The following is a 26,413-nucleotide window of genomic DNA, read 5'->3' as shown; positions in this document are numbered from 1 at the left end:
GCCGACCACACCCTCAACTCCCGGAGAACTCGCCGAACGCGGCTTCGAAATCCTGGATCTCGCCGATCGTCTGATCGGCGGCCTGCTTGAGCGATTCGACGCGTCGCGTGACCTCGTGATACTCGTCGTGGGCGTCGAGTTCGGCGGCGTTCTTCTCGGCTTCGAGCGTCGCCTTCTTCGAGGCCATGGCGAAGTACTGCCGTATCTGTTCGTCGTAGGCGTCCCGGGCGAGCATCTCCTCGACGGTCTCGTAGAGGTCCGCGCGCGTCACCGGTTTGGTCAGATAGTCGTCGAACGGCATCTCGACGATGTCGAATCCGGGGTCGACGGCGGTGACCATCACGACGCGGCAATCGAGGTCGCGTTCGCGGATTCCGTCGAGCACGTCGTCACCGGACATCCCGGGCATCTGGCGGTCCAGAAACACCACGTCGACCGACTCGTCTACCGCTTCGAGCGCGCTCTCGCCGCTGTTCGCGCTCCGGACGTCGTGTCGCATCCCGAGCCACGTCGCGTACAGTTCGGCCACGTCGCGTTCGTCGTCCACGACGAGTACCGTTGCCGTCTCTGAATCTGCGGTCATATGCACGTGTGATTCCTCCGTCTCGATGGCCGGACCGCCTGCATCCGTTACGTCTTACCGAATGGCTACCATAAATTCACCTGACGGATTATCAGACATGATTCTCGACTGGTCGGTAGAGTGTTACTATCACCCACAATAAAATTACCCGTGGCGACCATCTCTTCGGCGATGGTCTCAGTAACGGGCGCGTGGTCGCTCGACGAAGTAGCCGACTTCCTCGCCGAGGAGACGGTACCGATCCGCCTCGGCTGTCGGCGACCGTCGGGCGACCTCTGGATGCTCTCGCTGTGGTATCGCTATCGAGACGGCGACTTCGAGTGTGCGACGGCCGCCGACGCCGACGTCGTCCGATATCTCGAAGCCGACTCCGAAGTCAGTTTCGAGGTGTCGACGAACGAGCCGCCGTATCGCGGCGTCCGCGGAAACGGAAGCGTGAGGATATCGCCCGACGACGAGAAGCGGGTGTTGCGAGCGCTCACAGAGCGGTATCTCGGCGGGACCGACTCGCCGCTGGCCGAGCGACTGCTCTCGCCGAGCCGACGGGAAGTGACGCTCACCGTCACGCCCGAGCGCCTGCACTCGTGGGATTACAGCGACCGGATGTAGCGCGGGCCGTCGGCGATTTGTACGGGGGGAACCTACGGGCGACCGATGAGTACCGATCCGTCGGCCATTCGGTCGCTCGCGGTCAGCGCCGAGGACCTCCTGGCGGCGGCGGAGGCGAGCGCGCGCGACGGGCCGAACGCGGTCCTGCGCGTGACGCCGCCGTACAGCGGTCGGATGCGCGCGCGCCTCCACGTCGTTCAGGGCGACGCCGACGACGAGACCCTCCACGTCCCGCCCGCGTCGTTCCTGCGTGAGGACGCCCCGCCGTATCCGACGCCCGATCAGACCGCCGACGAACTCCGCGACCGGGACGACGAGACCTACGGCGTGGCCCGACACCGCGAGTACCACGAACGGCGCGTCGCGGAGTGGCGCGAGACGCTGCCCGACTACGTCGTGGAGACGGTTACGATCCCGGCGGACGGTCACGAGGTGCGTATCTCGTTGCTCGGGCCGTGACGCCCGAAATGATATACAAATTGGAAGAAATGTCGTTACGACGAGTTACTGACTGAGACGTGTCGATAAAACGTCTCGGTACTTCTAATAAATCCGTAAAACGTCTAGGCGGTCGCTTCGAGACGTAAAACGAGACAAAATCGGTCGAAGGCTCTCGCGGTTATATCATAGGCGGGGTGCATAGTCGCCGTAGGTCACCCGCCATGTCAAGTTCGTCAGTCAACGAACTGTTCGCCCGTTTCGACGAGACGGTCCCGAACATCGGTCAGTCCCTCCTGGCCCCCATCCGAGGTATCGCCTTCTGGACAGCCATCGCCCTCCCTTTCCTCTATCTCCCGCTGTTAGCTTCGGGCCTCCACTCGGGTTCCGTGCGGACGGCGTTCGCCGCGCTGGTCGTCTGTAACGCCGTTTCGCTGCTCATCGGTCACTCTCACGCACGCGAGTAGTCGGCCGATTATCGCAGTATCAGGCCACATATTTATATTCCCACTCGCCCAAAAACTGGTATGGCCGCTTACGGCCGGCCGACCTTACGAGACCTGTTCGACGAGTCACCGACGCCGCATATCGCCCATCCGCCGCGCAGTCACCATCGAGACTTCTACATCGCCACAGACGGCTCCTTCCGCCCGCACAGCGGCGGTGCCGTCGGCGACGATGACTCCGTAGAGGGGGGCGGCCTCGGCGTGGTCGTCGAGACGTTCGACGGCGAGCGCGTCCTCAGACTGTCGGTTCCCGACAGCTCGCCGGACAACAACGTCGCCGAGTATCGAGCGCTGCATCTCGGACTGGACGTCCTCGCCGAACGAGCGCCGATAGACGCCCGTATCGGTCTCCTCATCGACCACGACCAACTCGCCGAGAACGTCAACGCCGAAGTGTTGGCCACGCACGGGTCGGCGTACGATCCGCCTCACCGTGTCTCCGTCCCGCCGTCGACGGGGCTTCACTGGCGGGGCATCCAGGCTCGCATCAACGGCTTCGGCGAGATCAGGGCCGCTCGCATCTCCAGCGACCGGAACCCGGCCCATCCGCTGGCGAACGCCCCCGACCAGTACGCCCACGTCAACGGCGAACCCGACCGGTGCGTCGTCCCGCAGACGGCCACCACCGACGAGCGCGTCCCGCCGCCGTCCCGGTCGAACCGCGGCGGTGCCTCGGACTGAGCCGGTCACACCCGCAACGCAATCGGGTCAGTCGTGCTGTCGCCAGCGCCACGTCGGCTCCCAGTCGAACAGCGCCGTCGCTTTCGACGTATCGACCAGCGCCGCGTGGTCGTCCTCGGGGAAGTCGCCTCGGACCGTCACGTCGTCGAACAGCTCGGCGACGAGCTCCTCGCTGGGCGTCTCCGCGCTCGTGTCGGGTGCCGACACCCAGACGCGTTCGTGGCCGTCGAAGGACGCCTCGACGGTCCGGCGGACGAGGTCGACCACGTCCGAGGTGTGGGCGTAGGTGAACAGCGTGTTTCGCTGCCCGTGCAGCGACCCGCTCTCGCGCATCCCCGAAAGCGTCCGGTCGGTCTCGACGAACGTCTCGCGGGCCATCTCGTCGTCGACGACCCACGGGAACCGCAGCGAAGTGATCGTCCGGGGCGCGCCCTCGTCTCGGCGGGCGAACCCGTCGGCGACGGTTTCGAGCGTCTGTTTGCCCATCCCGTAGGGCGTCGAGGGGGTGAGCCGATGGGATTCGTCGACCGGCAGGTAGTCGACGGTGATGGGGTCCGGTTCGAACCCGCCGCCGATGGCGCTGAAACTCGACGCGAGCGTCACCGTCTCGACCCCTAACTCGCCCGCGGCCTCCAGCACGTGGTAACTCGACATCGCGTTGCTCTCGAAGGTCCGATAGCCGGGCGTCGCCTCCGGCGTCGGGAGCATCCCGAGGTGGACGACGGCGTCGGCGTCGCTCTTCGCGACCGACCCGTACACCTCGCCCGCGTCCAGCAGGTCCGTCGTGAGATACGCGTCCGAGTGCGGCTCGTCTCGCTTCCCGCGCGAGAGGTTCGCGGTCCGGTACCCCTCCGCAGACAGGTGTTCGAGGACGGCCCGACCCACGCGGCCGTTCCCGCCCGTGACGGCGATAGTTTCGGTCACGTACGGTCGTCCCGGGGCCACGACTAAAGTTCACACGAACCACTGGGTGCTGTCGCATCCTCCCCACCAGTCGGCTTCGGCAAAGCGTCGACCGTCCCATAGCTATGCATACGTTACATCGAACCACGAACACCACGGCTACGACGTTTCGACGACGTTACGCGACTCAAATTTTAAGTCGGGTCGGCAATATACGTCGTACCGAGAGGTGTCTCACAGATGAGTACTCGTAGCGGCAGGACCCGCGACCCAGGGGAACAGCACCGGGACCGACCGACGCCGTCGGTCACTCGATACGACCTCGTGCTCGCGCTCGTCCCGACGGCCTTTCTGCTGGCTGCGGTCGCGACGGAAGCGGTCGGCGCGTCGCTTCACATCGCTTTCGTCGCCGGCTCGCTTCTCTCCGCCGCGGCCGTCACCGATGCGCTCTTCCTGCACCCGCCAACGAAGTCACAGTGACGGCGACTACCTCGTTTAGTCCTGCTGTGCGTCGACGACGGCGACGCCGGCGAGGTTGACGATGTCCTTGACCTCGTCGCCGCGCTGGAGGACGTGGACGGGTTTGTCCATGCCGACGAGCATCGGCCCGATGGCCTCCGCGCCGCCGAGGCGCTGGAGGAGCTTGTAACCGATGTTCCCGGCTTCGAGGTTCGGGAACACCAGCACGTTCGCGGGGTCGTCGAGCTCGGAGAACTCGTAGGTGTTCGTGAGGATCTCCTCGACGACCGCCGTGTCGGCCTGCATCTCACCGTCGACCGGGAAGTCGACGCGGCTGTCGTTCTGCAGTTTCTCGACGGCGTTTCGCGGTTTGCGCGTTCCCTCCGTATCGACGCTGCCGAAGTTCGAGTACGAGAGCATGGCCGCCCGCGGCTCGACGTTGAAACTGCGGGCCAGTTCGGCGGTGTGACGGGTCACTTCGGCCAGCACGTCCTCGTCGGGGTCCTGATTGACCGTCGCGTCCGCACAGAAGATGACCTGGTTTCGGAAGGTGAGCATGTAGACGCCGGCGGCGTACTCGGCGTCGTCGGCCGTCCCGATGACTTGGAGCGGCGGGCGAAGCGCCGAGGGATAATCGTGAGTGAGGCCGGTTAGCATCGTATCGGCGTCACCCATCTCGACCATCACGCTGCCGAGGTAGTTGCCGTCCCGAATCAGTTCCTCGGCCTCACTCCGGGTGATGCCCCTGCGCTGACGGAGTTCGTAGAGCCGTTCGGCGTACTCCTCGACGTCGGCGGTGTCGGGGTCGACCACGATGGGGTCGAACTCCAGGCCGAACCGGCGGCGGGTCGCCTCGATCTCCTCGGCGTCGCCGATCAGGACGGGTTCGGCGATGCCCTGTTCGACGAGCTGGTAGGCCGCGCGGATCATCTTCTCGTCGTCGCCCTCCGCTAAGACGACGCGCTTGGGGTCGCTCTTGGCCTTGTTGAGGACGACGCGCATCATCTCGCGGGACTTCCCGAGCCGGGCTTCCAGTTTCTCGACGTAGTCGTCGAGGTCGAGTTCTTTGCGGGCCGCACCGCTCTCCATCGCGGCCTCGGCGACGGCGGGCGTCACCTCGAAGAGGACCCGCGGGTCGAGCGGCTTCGGGATGATGTACTCCGGGCCGAACTGAAGCGGTTGATCGCCGTAGGCCTTGACGACGGCGTCGGGGACGTCCTGCTGTGCGAGTTCGGCCAGCGCCTCGGCGGCGGCGACCTTCATCGACTCGTTGATCTCGGTCGCGCGTACGTCGAGCGCGCCGCGGAAGATGAAGGGGAACCCCAGCACGTTGTTGACCTGATTGGGGTAGTCCGAGCGACCCGTGGCCATGATGACGGTATCGTCGCGGGCGTTCTTGGCCGTCTCGTAGTCGATCTCGGGATCGGGGTTCGCCATCGCGAAGATCGCGGGGTCCTCGGCCATCGACTGGACCATCGTCTCGCTGACGATGCCGCCGACCGAGAGGCCGACGAAGACGTCCGCGCCGGCCATCGCGTCCGCGAGGTCGCCGCCGGGGATATCCCGGGCGAACTCCTCTTTGAACTCGTTGAGCTCCTCGTGTTGGGCGCGCTCCTCGGTGATGATGCCCGAGGAGTCGCACATCGTGATGTTCTCCTTTCGCGCGCCCAGCGAGACGTAGAAGCGAGCGCTGGCGATCGCGCTCGCGCCGGCCCCGGAGAAGACGATCTCTAAGTCCCCGAGGTCCTTATCGGCGATCTCGGCGGCGTTCAGTAGCGCTGCCCCCGAGATGATCGCGGTACCGTGCTGGTCGTCGTGGAAGACGGGGATGTCTAAGTCCTCGCGCAGGCGGCGTTCGACCTCGAAACACTCCGGCGCGGCGATGTCCTCTAGGTTGATGCCGCCGAAGGTCGGTTCCATCGCGCGGACCGTGTTCACCATCGCGTCGGCGCTGTCGGTGTCCAGTTCGATGTCGAAGACGTCGATGTCGGCGAAGCGCTTGAACAGCACGCCTTTCCCCTCCATCACCGGCTTCCCGGCTTCCGGTCCGATGTCGCCGAGTCCCAACACCGCGGAGCCGTCGGAGACGACGCCGACGAGGTTCCCCTTCGCCGTGTAGGTGAACGCGTCGTCGACGTTCTCGGCGATCTCCTCACACGGGGCCGCGACTCCCGGTGAGTACGCGAGCGAGAGGTCCCGCTGCGTGTTGGTCGGCTTCGTCGTCGCGATCTCTATCTTCCCGGGCGGATCACTGCTGTGGTACTCGAGTGCGTCCTCGTCCAGACCCATAGTCGATGGTCGAACGCCAACTAAAAAAAGACGGGTTTACCGTCAAGCGACGTACCCGATATCAACGTATGTCGAAATCGTACGTCGGCCCTGACGGTTCACCGCCCCGTATCGTCGGTGAGGTCCGCGACGTCGTTCGCGAGGTCCGCCACCGCCTCGGACTGCTGGTCCGTCGCGGACACGATCTCCTCGGTCGCCGCTTCCGCCTCCTCGGCGTGGACTTTCGCGTCCTCTATCATCGTCGTGATGTCCTCGACGGCGCTCGCCTGTCCCCCGTTCGCGTCGGCGACCTCTTGGATGCCGGACGTGGCCGCTTCCACGGCGGTCGTTATCTCGTCGAGCGCGTCCAGCGCCGCCTGGATCTCGGTCTCGGCCCGTTCGACCTGCTCGTGCGAGTCGTCGACCATCTCGGCCGTCTCCGTCGCCTGGGCCTGGATGGTGTCGATGCTGTCTGATATCTCGGCGGCGTGGTCGCTCGTCTCGTTCGCCAGCGCCTTCACCTCGTCGGCGACGACGGCGAACCCGCTCCCGCTCTCGCCCGCCCGGGCCGCCTCGATGTTGGCGTTCAGCGCGAGCATGTTCGTCTGCTCCGCGACGTCGGCGATGACCTCCGCCACGTCGCTGACCTCGTCCATCCGCGATTCGAGGTCGGCGACGCTGTCGACGAGGGACTCGCTCGTCTTGGTGAGCCCGTCGGTCACCTCGTGGACCGCCTCGCTGGCGTCGGCCCCGTCCTCGGCCGCGGTGAGCGCGCGCTCCGCCGCGCTGGCGACCTCGCTCGACGTGGCGGCGACCTGTTGCATCCCGGCGCTGACGTTCTGCACGTTGTCGGCGGCCGTGTCCAGCGCGTCGGCCTGTTCGGCGACCTGTCGCTCGACGGTTCGGGCGGCCGACGCCGTCTGGTCGATGGCGCTCGCGAGGTTCGCCGTCTGCGTGTCGACCTGTCCGGTCAGGCGGTCGAACTGCTCGGCCATCTCGTTGAGCGCGTCGATGACGTCCAACAGCGCGCCGTCGACGTACCGTCTCCCCTCCTCGTCGTCGAACGACGCGCGAGCGCCGAGGTTCCCCCGTCCCATCGCGGTCATCGTGGCTTCGAGTTCCCCGACGAGGTCGGACACCGCCTCGTGCCGGCGGGCGTCGTCGGTCCGGTCCTGGACCATCTCCACGACGGCGACGAGTTCGCCGTCGGCGTACAGCGGTGCCGCGCTGAAGGAGATGTGTCGGTCCTCGCCGTACTGGTCCCGCATGACGCTCGTGTCTCGGTACAGCGTGAACGCCGCGTCCTCGACTTTCGGCACGTCGTACTCGACGTGGGTCCGTTCGGGCGCGTCGAGCACCTTGTCGGCGAGCGTCTTCCCGCGACGGCCGTCCGGGTAGAACGCCATGCTGGCCATCTCCATGGACTTGGCGGCGGCCTCTTCGACCCCGGTGAGTCCGGCCAGCGAGCGGTTCCACGTCACGATATCACCGTTCGCGTCGAGGATGAACAGCGGCGTGCCGACGTGATGGACGACGTCGTGGAAGTCTATCGGCAGGTCGTCGACCGTCTCGCTGTCGCCGGTGGGCGACGTGGCCTCGTCCGCTCGACCGCCGGCACTCGCCGTCGCCAGTTCGGCCTGCAGTTCGCCTTCGACTGTCGCTATGGTCTCGTGCGTCTCCTCGTCGAGTTCGTCCCGTAGACGGTCGAACGCACCGCTGACGAGCGCCTCGGTGTCCGGGTCGCGGTCGTCTCCCGGTAACCCCGTGGTAGCCGCCGACGTCGTCTGACCGCCGTCGGTCTCTACCCGTTCACCACCGTTCGATTCGCCGTCGCCTCCGAACAGCGAGGCCAGGTCTCTGGAGAACATGATAGCCGAGACCCTCTCACGGAGCGTAAAAAGCGTACGCTCCGAAATACCACAATTAATAATCGGGTCGCGCGCTCCGTCGACCGCTCAAAGAAGGGGATAAGTACGAGCGCACGAACACTCGACCATGACCGACCGCTTCCGTCGGCTACTCGCGGTGACGACGGCGCTGACCTTCGCGCTCATCCTGCTGGGCGTCTACACCGGTGCCATCGGCGCCGGCCTGACCTGCAACGGGCGCTGGCCGCTGTGTGACGGCTGGCTGGGACTGTTCCCGGCCAACTGGGCGAGCTTCGTAGAGTGGTTCCACCGGCTGGTCGCCATGATCACCGGCTTCGCCATCCTCGGGTCGACGTACGCCGCCTGGCGCGGCGGCTACTCGTCGCGGATCAAGTACGCCACGGGCGTCGCCACCGTCGTCCTCCCGGTCCAGATACTGCTGGGGGCGAACACCATCGTCAACTTCGGGGCGGCCGCGCAGGTGCTGCATCACGCCGCCGCGCTGGCGATCCTGGTGGCGCTCGTCGCGGCGACCGCGTGGGCCTACGACGGCACCGCGACGGACGCCGAAACCCGCTCCGATGCGCGGACGAGCGAGTCGGCCGCCGAGACGGACCCGAGTCCGAGTTCCGACTGAGCGAGCGGCGCTCGCCCCGCCGGAGCGTACAACGCCCGTAGTACCCGTTCGTAACACTAATCCCGAGTTACGTTGTTTTACCGGGTATGTCAGATCGAAGTCTCTCACGTCGGCAGTACCTCACGTCCGTCGGCGGCGCGGCGGTGACGCTCTCGGTCGCCGGTTGCATGGGCGACGGCGGCAGCGGGAACGGCGACGGTGGCGGCGGAAACGGTTCCGCCGGGACGGAACAGGCACCGAGCATCACGGCCGGCACCGCGCCGGGGTTCCCGCCCTTCGAGATGAAGGAGGGCGGCGAACTGGTCGGCTTCGACATCGACCTCTTCGAGGCCGTCGTCTCCGAGACGGAGTACCGCTTCGACGGCTGGTCGGAGTTCGAGTTCGACTCGCTCATCCCGGCGCTCACCAACAACAACATCGACGCCATCGCGGCCGGGATGACCATCAACGAGAAGCGCGACCAGACCATCGACTTCACCGACCCCTACTACTCCTCGGACCAGGCCATCGTCGTCCGCGAGGACGGCGACTTCTCGCCGGGGAGCCTCTCGGACCTGGCGGACCGCCCCGTCGGCGCGCAGAAGGGCACCACCGGGGAGGGCGTCGTGCAGGACGAACTCGTCGGCGACGAGATATCCGAGAACCAGTACAACGCCTACGACAACTACGTGCTGGCGATTCAGGACCTCCAGAACGGCAACGTCGACGCCGTCGTCATCGACGTCCCCGTCGCCGAGACGTTCGCGAAGAACCGCCCCGTCGAGATAGCGTTCGTCTACGAGACCGGCGAGAAGTTCGGCTTCGGCGTCCGCACGGACGACGACGAACTGACGAGCGCGCTCAACTCGGGGCTCTCGGCGGTCCGGGAGAGCGGCCGGTACGAGGAACTGACCCAGAAGTGGTTCGGCGAGTAGAGCGATGCTCCAGACAGGCGACTGGACGTTCGTCCTGAACAACCTCGACTACCTGCTCTCGGGGGCGGCCGTTACCGTCGGGCTGACGGTCACCAGCCTGTTGCTCGGCCTGTTAGTCGGCTTTCCCGCCGGCGCGATCGAGGTGTACGGCGACGGTGTCGGCAAGCGACTGGTGAGCCTCGCCGGCGTCGTCCTCCGCGGGACGCCCATCGTCGTCATCATGCTCGTGCTCTTCTTCGTGGTCTCCATCTCCAAGTCGGCGTTCGTCACCGCGACGGTCGGACTCGGCTTGCGCAGCGCGGCCTACCAGTCACAGATCTTCCGCGGCGCGCTCCAGAGCGTCGACGACGGGCAGATGGAGGCCGCCCGCTCGATCGGGATGAGCCGGCTCGGCGGCATCCGTCACGTCGTCGTCCCGCAGGCCCTGCGTCGGAGCATGCCCGGGTTCCAGAACGAGTTCACTATCGTCCTGAAGGACACGAGCATCGCCTTCGCCATCGGCCTCGCGGAACTGCTGACGCGCGGCTACGACCTCTTCACTCAGAGCGGGCGCTCGACGGCGGTTCTGGAGGTCTTCCTGGTCATCAGCGCCATCTACTTCGTGCTGACTTTCACGACCAACCGCGGGCTGGACTGGCTGAGCGAGTACTACGCGATTCCGTCGGGTGAGAACACATGACACTGCTACGAGTCGAGGACGTGGACAAGTCCTACGGCGACGAGGAGGTACTGAACGGCGTCAGCTTCGAGATGGATCGCGGCGACGTGGACGTCCTCGTCGGCCCGAGCGGGAGCGGGAAGTCGACGATGCTGCGCTGCATCAACCGCCTGACCGAGGTCGACGACGGCGACATCTGGCTCAACGAGACCCACGTCACCGCGCCCGACGCCGACGTCAACGCGCTCCGACAGGAGGTCGGGATGGTGTTCCAGGACTTCAACCTCTTCGCGCATCTCACCGCCCTGGAGAACGTCACGCTCGGCCTGAAACGCGTCCTCGGGATGGACGCCGCCGAGGCGAACGAGCGGGCGGCCGACCACCTCCGGCAGGTCGGCCTCGCGGAGCAGTCGGACTCCTATCCCGCCGAACTCTCAGGCGGCCAGCAACAGCGGGTCGGCATCGCGCGAGCGCTGGCGATGGAGCCGAAGCTGATGCTGTTCGACGAGCCGACCAGCGCGCTCGACCCCGAACTCGTCGGCGAGGTGGTCTCGGTGATGCGAGACCTAGCCGAGCGCGGGACGACGATGCTCGTCGTCAGCCACGAGATGGGGTTCGTCCGCTCGGCGGCCGACGACGTCCACTTCCTGGACGGCGGGCGCGTCGTCGAGTCGGGGCCGCCCGAGCAGCTGTTCCAGCGGCCGGAACACGACCGCACCGAGGAGTTCCTCGCGGGCCTCCAGTCGAGGGCACCGGAATGAGCACCGGCGAACCGTCCGTCGCCGACGAGGTGCGGACGACGGTGACGGTCGACACCGACCGGCCGTGGGCGCTCGCCGGCCTCGCGGTGTTCTGGGGCTGGCTGCTGATCCGCTGGACCAACGATTTCCTGTTGCCGAACTCGCTGGCGTTCCCGAGCGACCGGTCGTTCGTTCCGGTCGCGCCGTTCGCTTCGGCGGCGGAGTCGGTCGGAGCGGTCGCGGCCTCGCTGGGCCTGTTCGGCGCGCCGCTCGACGTGCTCGCGGGTGTCCTCTCCTTTTTCGCCGGAGCGATCCCCTCGCTCCCGCCGCTGGCCCGCGGGGCGTGGCTCACCATCGTCCTGACCGTCGCCGGCATCGCCTTCGGGTTCGTGCTGGCCGTGCCGCTGTCGGTCGCGCGCGTCTACGGCGGCCGGGGCCTGCGGTGGCTCTCGCTCTCGTACACCGAGCTCCTCCGCGGCACGCCGCTGCTCGCGCAGCTGTTCGTGCTGTACTTCGGCCTGCCGCTGACCCAGATTATCCGCACGCTCCCCGGCGTCGGCGTCGGGATGGTGCCGGGAACCGCCGTCTGGGTCGCCATCATCGGTTTCACGCTCAACAGCGCCGCCTACCAGGCCGAGTACATCCGCTCAGCGCTCGAATCCGTCGACGCCGGCCAGTTGACCGCCGCGCGCTCCATCGGCCTCTCGAAGGTGGACGGAATCCGCTACGTCGTCCTGCCGCAGGGCCTCCGCTACGCCATCCCGGGGTGGTCGAACGAACTCGTCTACCTCATCAAGTACTCCTCGCTGGCCGCGTTCATCACGGTCCGCGAACTGTTCTTCCAGGCCGAGTCCATCGCCAACGACACGTTCCGCTACACGGAACTGTTCGTCCTCGCCGCGCTCTTCTACCTCGCGCTGGTCGTCTCGGCGTCGCTCCTGATGAACGTAGTCGAGGAGCGGACGGCGATTCCGGGACTGGGCGGGAAGCGGCGGGCCTGAGGAACGCGACCACCCTCGATTATCCGGCCTACATGAAGTCCGAGAGGCCGGACTGCTGGTCGTCGTCCTCGGCCGCCTCGTCGTCGGGCGACTCCTCCGCGTCCGCCGCCGCGTCGGCCACCGCCGTCTCGTCACCGAGCGTCGACTGCCCGTCGCTTCCCCCCGGTTCGCTCTCGTCGGCCGCGTCGGCGGAGTCGGCCGTCTCGTCGTCAGAATCACTGCCGGCCGCGGTGCCGCCGTCCACCGTCGCGTTCTCGAACGCGCCGCCGGAGTGTTCGACGGCGGCGTCCTCGCGGCGTCGCTCGGCGTCTTCGACGACCGACTGGACCTTGTTCGTGTCCTTGCCCGACCCGGTGATGAAGGAGACGTGCTCGGCCTCCAGCTCGTAGGTGGCGGCCATCGCCACCGTCAGGTCACGGTTCGTGCAGTGATGGGTCATCGTCGCGAGGAACGGCATGATCTCCCGGCGAGCGGTCCGCATCGAGACGCCGTCGATGGCGGCGATTTGCTGGGCGATGTGGTCCCGCGTCTTACGTGCCCCCTTCGAGCGGCCGAGCTTCGACCAGTAGCTCGGCGGGCCGTAGCGAGTCCAGCCGCCCTTCTTGCCGTCGCGGGCGGCGGCGACGCCCGCGGTCATGTTGTCCCCGGCGTACCGCCAGAAGGAGTAGTTCTGCGTCGCTCGCACGCGGCCCAGCCACTTATCGGCGTTCGAGAGGAAGCCGTAGGCCCGGGCCAGTTCCGCGCCCTCGTAGTCCTTGGGCATGTTGTCCTCGATCCAGTTGATGAGGTCGTCCGGCGTCTCGTCGACGTCGTAACTGGCTTTCAGCGCTTCCTCGGCGGTGCCCTCCTTGAGCACCACGTCGAGGTACTCGAAGATGCCCTCGGAAGTGTCGCGCTCGCCGGAGACGTAGTCGTCGGCCTCGATTCGGTCGCGGCCCTCGGCGGTGGCCTGCAGGTCTTTGATAGCACCCCGCAGGTCGCCGTTGTTCTGCTCGGCGATGTCCTCGACGACGGCGTCGGTGTACTCGATGCCCTCTTTCCGACAGATGTCTCGCAGGACGGGGACGATCGAGCGCTTCTGGACCGCCGAGAACTCGACGTCCTGGCAGTTGTTGCGAAGCGAGTTTGACATCTCGTAGAACTCGTTGGCGATGAGAATCATCGGCTGGGCGGCCTCCTTCACGAGCGATGAGACGGCGCGTGCGCCCCCGCGGTCGGCGTTGCCGTGGATGTTGTCGGCCTCGTCCATGATGACGAGGCGACGGCCCTGCCCGCCGGCTGTCAGCGTGCCGGACTTGGCGGCTTCGCCGGCCACCCGGTCGATGACGTCCTTCGTCCGGGAGTCGCTGGCGTTGAGTTCGATGGTCGGCCAGCCCATGTCGTTCGCCATCGCGTGCGCGGCGGAGGTCTTACCGACCCCCGGCGTCCCGTGGAGGATGATCGCCTCGCGGTGGCTCTCCCACGTATCGGCCCACTCTTTCAGGGCGTCGCGGGCCTTGTTGTTCCCTCGCACCTCCGAGAGCGTACTCGGGCGGTACTTCTCCGTCCAGTCCATTATCGAGAGACAGGCGCGTGGCGCGTTTAGTGGTTGCGGAGCGGTACGCTGTCCGCTCCCGGCGACCGAGCGGCGCGCATCGCCGTCGCGCTGCCGCCGCTGAGAAAGGACTATACGGGTTCCTCGACAGGTGTCCGATACCATCGATGGGGAACGACCGAAGCGACGGGAGCGGAGGGGGCCGACAGGAGGCAGTCGACCGAGAAGCGACGGAGAACGCCGCCGAAGCCCTCGAAGTCCTCGCCGAGGGGTTCCTCGAACACCCCGACAACGACCTCGGGCGGTCGGCACTGACCGACCGCGGCCTGATCCCGGACGCCGAGGACAATTTCGAGTCGGCGAGACTCGATCTCCTCTACGACAGTTCGCTCGTCTATCTCTATCGGCTCCTCGTCGTCCTGTACGCCGAGAGCGAGGGACGGAACCTACTGGAGACGGCTGACGAGACCGACGCGCAGTACAGCCTCGACTCGCTGAAGCGGACCATCGCTGACCGACTCGACAGCGCGGACTCGGCGTACCACCGTCGGCAGACCGACCTGTGGTCGCGTCTCGACGACCTGTTCGAACTCCTCGACCGCGGGAGTGGGAGCGATCGGCCGGAGATCGACGAGAACGACCCCTCTGTTCCGGCGTACGACGGGTGGCTGTTCCGAACGGACCCCGCCGAAGACGATCCCCGCGAAGCGCGCTTCCTCGCCGAGTACGCGGTCGGTGACGCTCACCTCGCGCGGGTCGTTACACTGCTGACCCGCCGCGGAGACGCCGGCGAGACGGCGTTTATCGACTACGCGTCGCTGGACGTTCGGCAGTTGGGGAGCGTTCACGAGTCCCTCCTGCAGTATCGACTCGACATGGCCGACGAGCCGCTGACGCTGACGGACGGGACCTACACGGCCGCGGGCGACGGCGACGACGTCGTCGTCCCAGTGGGAAACGTCTACCTGACGGCGGACGACGGCGAGCGGAAAGCGACGGGCGCGTACTACACGCCGGAGTACGTCGTCGAACACGTCGTCGAACGCACCCTCGAACCGCTCGTTCGGGACGTCCGAGCGGACCTCGAAGCCGAGCGCGCTCGTAGCGATGGAGGCGGGAGAGATGGGGCACGAGGGGGCTCGGCCGACGAGTTCGCGCGACAGATATTCGACCTGAACGTGCTGGACCCGGCGATGGGGAGCGGTCGCTTCCTCCTCGCCGTCGTCGAGTACCTCGCGCGGGAGATCGTCGCCGAGCGGGACCGGCGGGCGGGAGCGGGCGGCGACGAGTCCGTCGACGCGGTCTGCGACATCGACCGAGCGCGACGGAAGGTCGCACGACGCTGCGTCTACGGCGTCGACTTGGACCCGCTGGCCGTCGAACTGGCGACGGCGTCGCTCTGGCTTCGAACGGCGGCCGCCGACCGCCCGCCCGCGTCGCTCGACCGCCACCTCAAGGCGGGCAACGCGCTGGTCGGTAGTGACCTCGAGGAGGTGCCAGCGATGAAGGGGGAGTTCGAGCAGTTCGGATGCGACCGCCATCGCCAGCGGTCGACGGCCATCGCGAACGTCCACACCGCCGAGCGGTTCGGTCTCGATACCGTCCCGGACGACGCGTACCGGCGGATGACCGCCGCGCTGGAAGACGACGAGGCGTGGGCGGCTATCGAGCGGGAAGAGTGGTTTCGAGAGGCACAGCAGCGGGCCGACGACGGCTCGTACTTCCACTGGAAGCTCGAATTTCCGGAGACATATCGCGACGAGGACGGCGACCTCCTCGACCGGCCCGGATTCGACGCCGTCGTGGGGAATCCGCCGTGGGTGGCGACCGCCGGGCGGGCGAACGTCAGCGCCGCCATCGAGACGGATCTCCGGGCCTACCTCGAAGACGCCTTCGAGGCGACAGACGGCCAGTTCGACCTCTACGTGGCGTTCTACGAACAGGCGATTCGCCAGTCTCGGACGGGCCGCGTCGGGTTCGTCGTCCCCGACTCGGTGCTGACGCGCGAACAGAACGAACCCATCAGGGCGTACGTCCTCGAACACGCGTCGCTCGCGGAGATACTGCAAGTCGGTGCCGCGTTCGAGGGCGTCGAGAGCGGCGCGGTGGTTCTCGTCAGCGGCGACGAGACGGACGCCGTCCGCTGTGCGAGCGCGACCGGCATCGACCGACCGGACCTAGGCGACATCGCCTACGACTCGATACCGGCTCGCGTCTTCGAAGCACAGGACGCGAAGCGGTTCCTGCTGTATCTCGACGAAGACACCCGCTCGATTCTCGATCAGATCGAGCGCCAGCCCCCGCTCGGCGAGTTCATCACTATCTCGCGGGGCGAAGAAGTGAGCAAACGCGCCGCGCACCTCGCCGAGAGCCCGCGAGAGGGGGAGACGCGACCGATCGCGCCCGGCGGCGCGGTGCGTCGATACGGCATCGACGAGGGCGAACTCCGCTACGTCGAGGCCGCCGACCTCGAAAAGGCCGAGCGCAACTACGGGAGCCCGAAGCTCGTCTTCCGCCAGACCAGCGCGTCGCTCGTCGGTACGCTCGACGCGGACGGTCTCGCGACCGTCAAATCGGCGTACAACGTCCACGCCGAGTCGGGATCGGCGGACGACCTCAAACACCTGCTGGGGGTGTTGAACTCCTCGGTGCTGAACTTCTATCACCACTACAAACACGCCGCTTACCGAACCGTGTTCCCGCAGATAAACCAGTCCACCTTCGAGGCGCTACCGATGGCGTTCGACGGCGAACCGGACCCGAAACTCGTCGACGCCGTCGACCGCGTGCTCTCACTGACGGCCGAGCGATCCCGACTCGATCTCGACCTCGCCGAACACCTCGGAACGTACGAGTTCGGGCCGTCGCTGGGGGCCCTTCCAGAGTGCCAACCTGCCGAGGGCGTCTCGGCGACGAGACTCGCGGCGACCGCCGACGAGTTGCCGAATCTTCGAATCGGTGACGTCCGCGTCGAGTCGCGTTCGAGCGGCGTCGTCCTCGCCGCGAGCGCTCGGTACAAACCGGACGACGACGCGGTCGAGACCGATAGGTGGGGGTACGCGGAGACCGATCCGATTCCGGCGCTCGAACTCGACGGGGCGGACGACGAACGCGAGACGCTGATCGAAGCGTTCGTCCCCTACGCCGCGGACAGAGCCGAGGGGTTCGCCGACTTCCGCCGGAGCGCGACGCAGTCCAGTTCGCTCCTGGCGCGACTGCAGTCGCTGACGCTGCCGCGCCTCGACGACGTGGCGGCGGGGCTTCGGGAGTTCTCGGCCGAGCGCGCCCGCGCTCGGGAGTTAGACGACCGAATCGCGGAAACCGAGGCGGCCATCGATCGCCGGGTCTGTTCGCTGTACGGGCTCTCCGAGGACGAACGGGACGCGATTCGAAAAGAATTCGGTGACGGATGAGCGTGCTATCTACGAGTCGGAGCGGTCGCCCGACTTAGGCCATGTCACGGCAGGTCTCCACGCAGTCGCGGAGCACGTCGGCACAGAGCTGACAGTGGTCGGCGTCGTGGCTCTCGCACTCGTCGGCACACGCCTCGCAGGCGTCCGCACACGCTTCGGCGAGCTGGGAGCTGAACTGCGAGTCCCGCGCCATGAACCGGGCGTGCAGCGACGCGATGTCGGCGACGTCCCGACAGAGGCGGGCACATTCCTCCATGTCCTCGCTGCCGAGGCACTCGTCGGCACACCACTCACAGACCTCGGCGGCCTCGTTGCAGTTCTCGATGCATTCTCGCTGCTCGTCGCTCAGGTGGTCGATCTCGGAGACGGTCTCTGACAGTGACATCGCGTCTCAGACGTCGGGCGGATTCTGTTTCCGAGCTTCGCCTTCAACTGCAAGTCCGCCACGCCGCGCCTGCGGTCCGGAAACGCCCGTCTATCGGTTATTCGGGCGGGCCGAGGCCGACCGTTTTTGTACGGAGGCGCGAGGATTCGGGACCGTGTCACCGACACCGTCCGGCTCGCCGACTCCCGATCAGCGAGCGGTCAGTTCTATCGTCGCCGTCGTCCTCTTGCTCGGACTGACGGTCGCTATCGCCGGATCGGTGTCGGCGCTTGCATTAGGCTACGCCGACGAGATGACCGCGCCAACACCGACCGTCGCTCATTCCAGCGGCGAGTACGAAACCTACAGCACCGGCGGCGGTCGATACACCGAGCAGGTCGTTCGGGTCACGCATCTCGGCGGCGAGACGCTCCGCGTGCGAGATCTGGAAATCGTCCTCGACGCGAGCGACGCCTGCGGGAAGACCGGTCGACTGGTGAACCTCCCCGCCGACGGGGACGACCTCCGACCGACCGACGAGTTCGTCCGCGGGACCGACATATTCGACAACTCCTACGACGCCGTCGAGGGACCGATCGGCACGGGCGACGTGGACGACGACGGCGAGTGGACCGCCGGCGAGACGGCGCAGTTCCGCGTCTCGACCGGCGAGTGTTCACTCGACGGCGGCGACTCCCTCGTCGTTCGCGTCGTCCACGCGCCCACGAACGGCGTCGTCATCGAGGAACGGATTCGAGTCTCTTGAGGAGCCGTCGTGAGCGACGTCCGGGTCGCGTTTCGGTACCCTTTTGTCCCAGTCAACCCACCTTGCGGACCAATGGCACGGGCAGCGCGGGACGACCTCGCCGAGAGGATCGCCGGGGAGGTGGCCCTGAGCGACGAACCGGGGGCGACGCTGCGGAAGTGGCGAACCGACTTCGGCGTGGCTCAGACGGAGTTAGCCGACCAGTTGGACGTCTCGCCGTCGGTCGTCTCCGACTACGAGAGCGGGCGGCGCGACAACCCGGGCATCAACGTCGTCCGGCGGCTCGTCGGCGCGCTGCTCGACATCGACGAGGACCGCGGCGGCGACCACATCCGCCAGCACGCCCGCGTCCTCTCGGCCGGGTTCGACAGCGACGTGGTCCACGACCTGCGGGAGTACGCCGCCAACGTCGGCGTCGAGCGGGTGTACGACGCCATCGACGCCGAGGAGGTCCACCGCGGCAGTCAGGACACCGTCGCCGGCCACACCGTCATCAACTCCATCGCGGCCATCACCCGCCTCTCCTCGGACGAGTTCTTCCAACTGTACGGCCAGTCGACCAACCGCGTCCTCGTGTTCACGAACGTTACGCGCGGCGAGTCCCCGCTCGTGGCGCTCCGGGTCGTCTCGCCGACGCCCAACGCCGTCGTCCTCCACGGACTCGACGGCGACGCCGTCTGGGAACACGCCGAAGACCTCGCGCGCATCGACGACTTCTCGCTGGCCGTCACCGACGTCGAACTGGACGACCTGTTGGACGGCCTGCACTCGCTGCCGTAGTCGGCGAGGGACCGAGTGAAACGAGGTCCCTCGCTCCCGTTCACTATCTCGCGGGCATCGCCCGCTCGACTTATCGAGGCCGCTAGCGCGGCCTCGCTACCGTTCGCTGTCGTCGGGCCGCAACGCCGCCCGACTGTTTGAGGGGCCTTCGGTCCCTCCCCGGTCGCGCCCCTCGCTACGCCGCGTCCGCCTCCCAACCCTCTGTGTAGATGTTCTCCTCGTCCACGCCCTCGTCTTCGAGGAGGTCCCGCGTCTCCACGACCATCTCGGGGACGCCGCAGAGGTAGAAGTCCGTGCCGTCCAGTCCGTCCAGCGCTTCGGGGAGGTGGTCCTGGACGTGTCCCGTCCGGCCGTTCCACGCCCGGTCGTCGTCGGCATCGGAGAGGACGTAGTCGACGCTGACGTTCTCGTGCTCCGCCCGGAGTTGGTCGAGACTCTCGCGGAAGATGAGGTGGGACTGGTCGCGCTCGCCGAACAGGAGGTGAGCGTCGCCCTCGCCCTCGCGGGCGTAGTGTTTCACCATCGGATACAGCGGCGTGATACCGGTGCCCGTCGCCACGAACACGGCGTCGCGGTCGAAGTCACGAACGTGGAGGTTGCCGTCCACCTCCTCTATCTCGAGCTCGTCGCCCGGCGTCCGCTCGTGCATGAACATCGACCCGTTTCCGTCGTCGTAGCGCTTGATGGCGAGTACGAGTTGGTCGGTCCCGGGCAGATTGGCCGCGGTGTAGGGTCGCGAGTCGTCCTCGCCGTCGTTCTCGAAATGGACGGCCGTGTGCTGTCCGGGCCGATACTCGAAGGTGTGGTCGTCGGCGACGAGCCGGAACTGCTTCACGTCGGGGGTCATCTGATGCACGTCAGCAACGGTGACCGTGAGCGTCATATTCGAGCATCTGGACGCGAGACGGGTCAGAGACGTGCTTGCATGCTTCGAAAACCGCTACTCCGCTGGTCTACTATCACGGTCCACTTCGTTCGCCGTCGTCAGGCGATAGACAGTCCTCGCTACTCCACGTACCGATACTTCCGCTCACCCATCCGCCCCCAGCCGTCGAAGACGAACTCGGATTCCGGCGCGGTGAACTCCTCGACGTCGGCCTCCATGTCGTGGTTGTGGACGTCGTGGATCTGCTCGTACTCCTCGAAGGAGAGGTCGTACCGCTCGCGGTTCTGCTCGTCGATGTTCAGTTGGGCGATCTCCTCCTCCCAGCCGGGAACGACCGTCTCGGCGTGGACCTCCGCCTGTGCCCCGGAGCCGTAGGAGGCGACCAGCAGCTGCTTCCCCTCTAAGTCGCGGCCGTTCTCGCGGGCGTGTTTCAGGCCGGCGGCGCGGGCGATGTGGACCGACCCGGTGTACCAGTTACCGACCTCGCGCGAGATCTCCAGCGTCGGGTCGATGGTGTCGGCGTACCAGTCCTTGTACCGCTCCGTCTCGGTCAGCGAGTCGGTGTACTCCCGAATGGCGTCGCGGAACGCGTCGTCGGTCTCGAAGTCCTCGCGCATCGGCTGGTGGCCGATCTCCGCCGCGACGGCGTCCTCGACGTCCGTCCCGCGGATGATGTGACGGTAGCCCAGCGCCGCGGCCTTCCGGACCATCCCCGGGAACGGCGTGTGGAACGGAATCAGCGGATAGTCGTCGGGGTGGATGTCGCCGGCCACCGACGCGAAGTCGTCCAGCGCCTCGCGCATCCGGGCGAGGTAGACGTTCACCGAGCGCTTCCCGTCGACGGACGGGAACTGCTGGTTCGGCTTGAGGAAGTCGGTCTCGTCGGCGCTGCCGAAGCCCTGTTCGGCGGAGAGTTCGACGAGGTCGGGGTCCTCCGAGACGAGCATGGCGACGGCACCCGCCCCCTGCGTGGCCTCGCCGGGGTCGTCGCGGGCGTACAGCGCCGTGTCGGTGGCGATGACGATCGCCGAGCGGCCGCGGTTTCGCCCGGCGCGGATCCAGTTGTACGCGTCGTCTAAGCTCTGTGTCCCCGAGATACACGCGAACTTCCGCTCGCCCTTGTTCGCGTGGTGGAAGTCGCCGTCGTACACCTGTTCGAGACAACCGGCGACGTACGTGGAGACGGGTTTGGAGTTGTCGAAGGAAGACTCCGTGGCCACGTCGATGCGGCCGACGTCGTCGGGTACGAGACCCTTGCGCTCCATCAGTCGGTGCGCGGCGTTGGCCGCCATCGTCACGATGTCCTCGTAGACGTCCGGGAACGACGAGGCGTGCAGCCCCAGCCCCTTCGTGTACTTCCCGGGGTCGTCGCCCTGCGCCGGCGCGAACGTCTCGGCGAGGTCGAGTTTCAGCTTCCCTGTCCATATCTCCATCGCGTCGATACCGACTGCTGTCATGTGAGAACGGTCACTACGAGCGTATAAGATACTGTCGACCAAGAGTTCGACGATCGACGTAACGCACGGCAGTCGAGCGGCTGGTTCCGATACCAGTGGTCAAGCAGTGAACGAAACCTGTTTGGAGGACCCGTCACCGAAGTATATTGTCACGGTCACGTCGTTACCCGACATATCGACTGAACCACCGCTGGCCCCTGCTCCCTGTTCGGTGAACTGATACAGGTAGAACGTCGCGGATCGTCCACCACCTATCGTCGCCGTTGCACTAAGCGGCGTTTCGCCGCTCCCCAGGGTGTACTCGTCGTTACCTCCGTCGCCCGTTTCGAGGTATCCGTTGCTGTCCGCATCAATGAAGACTTCTCGGTTCCACTGGCCGCTGCCGCCGTTCTGTTCGAGAAGTTCGTCCGCGCTGCCGGCGCTGTCGACCGCGACGCTGGTTACCGATACGTCGCTCGTCCCGTCGTTGTCGATACTAAACCGGACGCCGGTGGTACCGGGGCCATCTGCAGTCCCGTCGTCGTTGTAATTGACTCGGTCGGCCGCGGTGCCACCCCCACTGCCGCTACCACCACTCCCACCGCCGGTCGACCGTGGCGACACGTTTGTGACGAACTCGTCGGAAACACGGGTAGTCCCGGTGGTGTAGGTCACGCTAACGCGGAACGTCTCTCCGGTAGCGTTGACCGGACTCGCAGACGGGGACTCGACCGTCCAGAACTCGGCGAACGTGATCCGGGCTCGCTCTCCGTTGGCGAGTTCGACTGCCGTCCCGGTCACGTCCGTCTCGGCGGTGCCGAACCGCTGTCCAGTTTTGTAGGTACGCTCGTCGCGTGGCCCCTCGGTCGAGAGCGTGACGCCCCGGTCCGACAGATAGAGGTACTCGTCTGGCGGGACCGGGACGTCGATAGCGCGTACGGCCCCCGATGAGACCGTCTCGATGGCGAGCTCGGACTGCGCGACTCCCTCACCGCTGACCTCATCCGAGAGGCCGTTAATCCGTGAATCTTCGGGCACGATAGACACGTCAGTCACGGCGATGGGCCCACCGACCTGGTTCTCTACAGTGACGCCGAATCCGCCGGGAACGCCGTTACCGTCGCCGTCGAGCGCAGTCGCATCTGCTCGGCTGACCACTCGTCCGCCGTCGGAACCAGTGTCCGACGACTCAGGTTCGAGCGTGACCGTCATCGCTGCGTTGTCCGCACTGCCACCGTCGAACCCAGCCCCCAACTGTGAATCGGGTCCGATAGTGAATTCGACATCGTGTGTCCCGGTATCGTTCGCCGGTGTCGAGTCGTATTCGAATGCGACCTCGCCGTTCTCGTTCGTGTACCGCCGCGACCGGACTAGCGAACCGTTGTTCAATCCCGCGACGCTCCCGTTGACGGAGACGTTCTGAACGGGGTTATTGTACGCGTCACGGACCTCGAGTGTCAGTTCTGTCCGTTCCCCACGCGTGAGCGTCGAGGCGTTCCCGCCGATCTCGGTTAGATAGCGGGCTGGATCCTCGTCGACTTTCGTCCCGACGCCGGCTTTCACTAACCTGAGCTGATACGTGGTACCCTGCTCGAAAGTTATCGTGATGTTGTCGAACGGTCCGGGACCGTCAGTTCCCGAGACGTCTGTTATGTACCGCTCGTCGTCACCAGTGCCAGGGGTGCTATCGAACTCGCCGCTCAGCGTCTCATTCCACTTGCTCGCCGGTAGTCGCGAGAGAAACGACACCGAGACGTTCGTGTCCGGCCCGTCGTTCGTCACCCCGACTGTCGTCGAGGACTGACTAACCGGTCGAACGTCGATCGTCGTCGACCCCGCGGAGCTCCGGTCCAGCGACCCGTTCAGGGCGACGAGCGTGATATCGGTGCCGTCGACGATTGTCTGCCCGGACAGCGTGAGGTCGCCACCCCGAAATCTGTTGTAGACGACGGAGTGTTCGTAGTACGTCTCCGGGGCCTCGCCGTAGACATTGTAGTTCGGGCTGTAGACGATAGTGCCCGTGTTGTACGCTCGCGTCTCGCCCGTCCAGTAGTCGCCGGTCTCGCCGGTCGCTCGTGCGTGGCGAATCGTGACGTTGTGAGCGGGGTCGGCGGTGCCGTTCGTCCGAAGCGAGCCCGTCGGCGGCCCGGGGTTCGTACCGAGCAGCCGACTCGGATACCGCGTGCCGAGAGACACCGAGACGGCCCGAGCGCTCGTCTCGCCGGGAGTCGAGACGATGGCGTTTCGCAGGTCCTGCATCTGCGATTGGACCTGCTGGTTGTGGTTGAACTCGACCTCCCGGTTCTGCTCCGGGATGACGAACGCCTGATAGCTCGAAAACGCGACGACGAGGACGGCGAACAGCAACACCGCTCCGATCTGCACCGACTGTGCCCGCTCGTCCCCGACGAAATCCATGCACGCCGGTTGCAGAGTGGGTAGTAAAAAGGTATCTGCCCCAGTATCAGCTCTCGTTCTGGCCGATTCAGGCCTCGTCTTCTTCCTCGACGACTTCTGGGTCGCTCATCGCCGTCTGGAGGCTATCGAGCCCGTTGACCCACTCCGAGACCAGTCCGTAGTCCAGTTCCTCGACGACGTCCATCGAGAGTTCGTCGCCGTCGATGATGCGCGTCCCGGCCTGCACGCAGTAGCCGAGCGCCGCATCTAAGTCCTCCTCGGCCTCGGCGTCGGCGGCGGCCCCGACGTAGTCGGCGACGGAGGCGTCCTCGGCGACGCCCTCGGCGACGTACTCCTCGGCGGCGTAGAAGACACAGAGCAGCGACGTCTGGACGCCGTCGATCAGCATCAGCGTCTCCTCGTCTTCCATCTCTAGGTCCGCGAGGACGATCTCGCGGACGCCCGCGAGTTCGTCGAGCGCGGTCTCCTCGTCGAGTTCACCGTCCTCGTAGTCGGTGAGTATCTTCGCGACGGCGATCGCCGTGTCGTCCTGCAAGTTCAACAGGAGGCGCGCCGAATCCTCGTCTTCGGGGTCGACGTTCTCCTCGCCGATGCGATCGAGCCAGTTCTGCCAGCGTTCTTCGGTGTAATACTCCCCCGGCGGAGTGCTCATGTCTCCCCGTACGTGCGCCCGGGGATAGTAGTTTCGACAGGCGATGCCGACGGCTGAATCGGCTAAAAGGCCGTACCAGACCCGCTCTGTGTGGCACAGCCGCCGACGGACGGTGAACGTTCGCCTTCGCGGGGATTTATACGCCGCGGAGTGGTATGTATTGTCATGTCACAGCGACGGTCGACGCACGCGACGGTCGGCACTATCGATCCAGTCGCTGTCGGTAGCGCGGCGACGCGTGTGGGGCTCGCGCTCCTCGTCGGGGCCCTGCCGGTCGTCGCTGGGACGTTCGCGGGGATGGTCGCGGACGCAGCGACGCTCGGCGTCGCGCTCGACGCCGCCGCGGCGGCGCTCGACGGGCCGCTCGTCGGCGGGTTCACCACCGGTCGACTGTTCCACGTCGGCGTCCTCGGCGCGCTGGTCGGCTGCTGGCTGCTCGGTGCCGGACTCGTCCTCGACGGCTACTTCGGCGGTCGCGACGAGTGAATCGGGTCACGTGTAGACCGTGCGACACCGATACGCTCGCGGCGGCCTCGGCGCGGTCACTGCCCGTCTTCGCTCTCGTTCACCGAGCGGATCACGCTCTCTGGAGCGCCGTCTTCGCCGTCCGCTCGGGGCTGAAGCGTCCGCTGTGGGAACGGGATCGAGATCCCCTCCTCGTCGAAGGCGGCTTTCACCTCCCGGACGACGGCCGAGATGGCCCGCCACTTCCGGGGCGGCGTCGGGTGGTCGATCCAGAACCGCAGTTCGAGGACGATGGCCGAATCGCCGAACGACTTCGGAACGACCTGCGGCGGCGGGGAGTCGACGACTTCCTCGACGGCCGCCATCGTCTCCTGGGCCAACTCCGTCGCTCGCTCCACGTCGGTGTCGTAATCCACGCCGAGGTCCATCGTCAGTCTGAGCAGCCCCTTCTGACTCCGGTTGGTGACCGCCTGGTCGCCGACCCGGTCGTTCGGGATGACGACGAACTCCCCGTCGAAGTTCTCGAGTCGCGTGTTGAAGACGGTGATCTCCGTGACGATGCCCTCCTGTTCGCCGATGACGACCCAGTCGCCGATGGTGAACGGTCGGGAGAACATGAGGACGAACCCCGCGATGAGCGAGCCGAGCGTCGTCCGGGCGGCGAAGCCGACGACGATCCCGAGAAAGCCCGCCCCGACGAGCAGGCCGCTGATGTCCAGTCCCCAGATCGCGAGGATGGTGACGCCGATGACGATGGAGATCGTCACCTGTCCGACCCGGAGCAGTATCTCCTCTTGGTGTTCGGTGAAGTCGTCGAGCGCGAGGCTGAGTCGGTCGATGCTCCGCTTCAACTGATCGGAGAGGACGAACCCCAACAGCACCAGGAGGACGCTCTGTGCCGTGGCGTACAGTTTCGGACTCCCCTCCAGGATTATCGGCGCGGCGACGTCGACGACGTCTACGAGGTCCCAGACGATGAGAAACGAGACGACGACGAGGCACAGCGCGGTCAGCTGGAGCGAGCGGAGCAGCACGCCCCGAGACGACGTCGGCGTGAGCGACGCGAGCCGCTCCAGCCCGCGCCCCATCCGCCCCGAGCGCATCCAGTCCCCGAGCGCGCCTCGGAACTCCGAGAACAGCGCCGGCGCGACGACGATGCTGAGAAAGAGGACGAGAACCAGGAGAATAGTCGCCGTGAGACGGCCTCTGGTGGCCTCCAGTCGCTGGAGGAGTTCCTGGAGCTCCGCGATGAACTCGACTATCCGCTCCCCGGTTATCTCGCTCTCCGGCGTCGGCACGGCGGTCCCCTGCACACACCCTTATCGAAGTCGTAGCGACTTGTGTCTTCGTCTCTGTCCCGACGAGGGCGGTTCGACGGCGAGGCGGAGAAACGAGAGCGATATCGCCGCCCCGAGACCGGGAGAAGCCGTCCGC

At 66.4% G+C, this 26,413-nt stretch carries 25 protein-coding genes; 14 read left to right on the top strand and 11 right to left on the bottom strand.

The genetic code is table 11. From position 1 onward, the window contains the following. Positions 1–13: 13 nt before the first annotated feature. A complete protein-coding gene (locus tag EGH23_RS08025) occupies positions 14–589 on the bottom strand; it encodes a HalX domain-containing protein (protein WP_425433204.1) in 576 nt (191 codons plus the stop codon). Between the two features lie 165 nt (positions 590–754). On the opposite strand from EGH23_RS08025, the gene EGH23_RS08020 reads away from it, so the two are divergent. From EGH23_RS08020 to EGH23_RS08005, 4 genes are all read left to right on the top strand, one after another. Next, positions 755–1,192 carry a pyridoxamine 5'-phosphate oxidase family protein gene (locus tag EGH23_RS08020; RefSeq protein WP_220579493.1) on the top strand — a complete coding sequence of 146 codons (438 nt, stop codon included), beginning with the start codon at positions 755–757 and terminating at the stop codon, positions 1,190–1,192. Positions 1,193–1,237: 45 nt separating this feature from the next. Then, on the top strand, positions 1,238–1,651 hold the full coding sequence (locus EGH23_RS08015; protein ID WP_220579492.1) for a DUF8009 family protein: 414 nt from the start codon (positions 1,238–1,240) through the stop codon (positions 1,649–1,651). Positions 1,652–1,854: 203 nt separating this feature from the next. Further along, complete coding sequence (locus EGH23_RS08010; RefSeq protein WP_220579491.1) at positions 1,855–2,097, top strand: DUF8028 family protein; 243 nt, start codon at positions 1,855–1,857, stop codon at positions 2,095–2,097. Positions 2,098–2,157: 60 nt separating this feature from the next. Continuing rightward, on the top strand, positions 2,158–2,817 hold the full coding sequence (locus tag EGH23_RS08005; protein ID WP_220579490.1) for a ribonuclease H family protein: 660 nt from the start codon (positions 2,158–2,160) through the stop codon (positions 2,815–2,817). 27 nt (positions 2,818–2,844) lie between these two features. Here EGH23_RS08005 and EGH23_RS08000 read toward each other — a convergent pair whose 3' ends face one another. After that, complete coding sequence (locus EGH23_RS08000; protein WP_220579489.1) at positions 2,845–3,741, bottom strand: NAD-dependent epimerase/dehydratase family protein; 897 nt, start codon at positions 3,739–3,741, stop codon at positions 2,845–2,847. A gap of 219 nt (positions 3,742–3,960) precedes the next feature. Between EGH23_RS08000 and EGH23_RS07995 the strand changes: the two genes are divergently transcribed. Beyond that, positions 3,961–4,200 (top strand): DUF8015 family protein, encoded by a 240-nt coding sequence (locus EGH23_RS07995; RefSeq protein ID WP_220579488.1) that lies wholly within the window; start codon positions 3,961–3,963, stop codon positions 4,198–4,200. Positions 4,201–4,215: 15 nt separating this feature from the next. Here the strand turns inward: EGH23_RS07995 and EGH23_RS07990 are convergent, their stop codons facing one another. Both EGH23_RS07990 and EGH23_RS07985 read right to left on the bottom strand, forming a co-directional pair. Further along, positions 4,216–6,468 (bottom strand): NADP-dependent malic enzyme, encoded by a 2,253-nt coding sequence (locus EGH23_RS07990; protein ID WP_220579487.1) that lies wholly within the window; start codon positions 6,466–6,468, stop codon positions 4,216–4,218. A gap of 98 nt (positions 6,469–6,566) precedes the next feature. Further along, entirely contained in the window at positions 6,567–8,315 is a 1,749-nt protein-coding gene (locus tag EGH23_RS07985) for a methyl-accepting chemotaxis protein (protein ID WP_220579486.1), read from the bottom strand. 127 nt (positions 8,316–8,442) lie between these two features. Between EGH23_RS07985 and EGH23_RS07980 the strand changes: the two genes are divergently transcribed. From EGH23_RS07980 to EGH23_RS07960, 5 genes are all read left to right on the top strand, one after another. Next, positions 8,443–8,952 (top strand): COX15/CtaA family protein, encoded by a 510-nt coding sequence (locus EGH23_RS07980; protein ID WP_220579485.1) that lies wholly within the window; start codon positions 8,443–8,445, stop codon positions 8,950–8,952. 86 nt (positions 8,953–9,038) lie between these two features. Beyond that, positions 9,039–9,866 carry a basic amino acid ABC transporter substrate-binding protein gene (locus EGH23_RS07975; RefSeq protein ID WP_220579484.1) on the top strand — a complete coding sequence of 276 codons (828 nt, stop codon included), beginning with the start codon at positions 9,039–9,041 and terminating at the stop codon, positions 9,864–9,866. 4 nt (positions 9,867–9,870) lie between these two features. Next, positions 9,871–10,545, top strand: a complete 675-nt coding sequence (locus EGH23_RS07970) for an amino acid ABC transporter permease (RefSeq protein ID WP_220579483.1) — start codon at positions 9,871–9,873, stop codon at positions 10,543–10,545. Beyond that, on the top strand, positions 10,542–11,285 hold the full coding sequence (locus EGH23_RS07965) for an amino acid ABC transporter ATP-binding protein (RefSeq protein WP_220579482.1): 744 nt from the start codon (positions 10,542–10,544) through the stop codon (positions 11,283–11,285). Before EGH23_RS07970 ends, EGH23_RS07965 begins: the two co-directional genes overlap by 4 nt. Further along, entirely contained in the window at positions 11,282–12,265 is a 984-nt protein-coding gene (locus EGH23_RS07960; protein ID WP_220579481.1) for an amino acid ABC transporter permease, read from the top strand. Before EGH23_RS07965 ends, EGH23_RS07960 begins: the two co-directional genes overlap by 4 nt. A gap of 28 nt (positions 12,266–12,293) precedes the next feature. Here EGH23_RS07960 and EGH23_RS07955 read toward each other — a convergent pair whose 3' ends face one another. Next, positions 12,294–13,820, bottom strand: a complete 1,527-nt coding sequence (locus tag EGH23_RS07955; protein ID WP_220579480.1) for a replication factor C large subunit — start codon at positions 13,818–13,820, stop codon at positions 12,294–12,296. Between the two features lie 146 nt (positions 13,821–13,966). On the opposite strand from EGH23_RS07955, the gene EGH23_RS07950 reads away from it, so the two are divergent. Further along, positions 13,967–17,212, top strand: a complete 3,246-nt coding sequence (locus EGH23_RS07950; RefSeq protein WP_220579479.1) for an Eco57I restriction-modification methylase domain-containing protein — start codon at positions 13,967–13,969, stop codon at positions 17,210–17,212. Between the two features lie 34 nt (positions 17,213–17,246). Here the strand turns inward: EGH23_RS07950 and EGH23_RS07945 are convergent, their stop codons facing one another. Further along, on the bottom strand, positions 17,247–17,597 hold the full coding sequence (locus EGH23_RS07945) for a four-helix bundle copper-binding protein (protein WP_220579478.1): 351 nt from the start codon (positions 17,595–17,597) through the stop codon (positions 17,247–17,249). Between the two features lie 154 nt (positions 17,598–17,751). Between EGH23_RS07945 and EGH23_RS07940 the strand changes: the two genes are divergently transcribed. Both EGH23_RS07940 and EGH23_RS07935 read left to right on the top strand, forming a co-directional pair. Next, positions 17,752–18,342, top strand: a complete 591-nt coding sequence (locus EGH23_RS07940) for a type IV pilin N-terminal domain-containing protein (protein ID WP_220579477.1) — start codon at positions 17,752–17,754, stop codon at positions 18,340–18,342. 72 nt (positions 18,343–18,414) lie between these two features. Continuing rightward, positions 18,415–19,122, top strand: a complete 708-nt coding sequence (locus EGH23_RS07935; RefSeq protein WP_220579476.1) for a helix-turn-helix domain-containing protein — start codon at positions 18,415–18,417, stop codon at positions 19,120–19,122. Between the two features lie 175 nt (positions 19,123–19,297). Here EGH23_RS07935 and EGH23_RS07930 read toward each other — a convergent pair whose 3' ends face one another. The 4 genes from EGH23_RS07930 to EGH23_RS07915 form a co-directional block, all read right to left on the bottom strand. Next, positions 19,298–20,005: a ferredoxin--NADP reductase gene (locus EGH23_RS07930; RefSeq protein WP_220579475.1), complete on the bottom strand. Its 708-nt coding sequence runs from the start codon at positions 20,003–20,005 to the stop codon at positions 19,298–19,300. 122 nt (positions 20,006–20,127) lie between these two features. Next, positions 20,128–21,465, bottom strand: a complete 1,338-nt coding sequence (gene hmgB / locus EGH23_RS07925) for a hydroxymethylglutaryl-CoA synthase (RefSeq protein WP_220579474.1) — start codon at positions 21,463–21,465, stop codon at positions 20,128–20,130. A gap of 99 nt (positions 21,466–21,564) precedes the next feature. Continuing rightward, positions 21,565–23,862 (bottom strand): Ig-like domain-containing protein, encoded by a 2,298-nt coding sequence (locus EGH23_RS07920; RefSeq protein WP_220579473.1) that lies wholly within the window; start codon positions 23,860–23,862, stop codon positions 21,565–21,567. Between the two features lie 67 nt (positions 23,863–23,929). Next, positions 23,930–24,514 carry a DUF2150 family protein gene (locus EGH23_RS07915; RefSeq protein ID WP_220579472.1) on the bottom strand — a complete coding sequence of 195 codons (585 nt, stop codon included), beginning with the start codon at positions 24,512–24,514 and terminating at the stop codon, positions 23,930–23,932. A 165-nt stretch (positions 24,515–24,679) separates the two neighbouring features. Here EGH23_RS07915 and EGH23_RS07910 point away from each other — a divergent pair, with 165 nt between their 5' ends. After that, entirely contained in the window at positions 24,680–25,000 is a 321-nt protein-coding gene (locus EGH23_RS07910) for a hypothetical protein (RefSeq protein WP_220579471.1), read from the top strand. Between the two features lie 56 nt (positions 25,001–25,056). Here EGH23_RS07910 and EGH23_RS07905 read toward each other — a convergent pair whose 3' ends face one another. Next, positions 25,057–26,292 (bottom strand): mechanosensitive ion channel family protein, encoded by a 1,236-nt coding sequence (locus EGH23_RS07905; protein WP_220579470.1) that lies wholly within the window; start codon positions 26,290–26,292, stop codon positions 25,057–25,059. Positions 26,293–26,413: the final 121 nt, after the last annotated feature.

The sequence above is a fragment of the Haloarcula nitratireducens genome, assembly GCF_019599505.1.
Note: the sequence above shows the minus strand (reverse complement) of the source record. Positions and strands in the feature narration are given on the sequence as shown.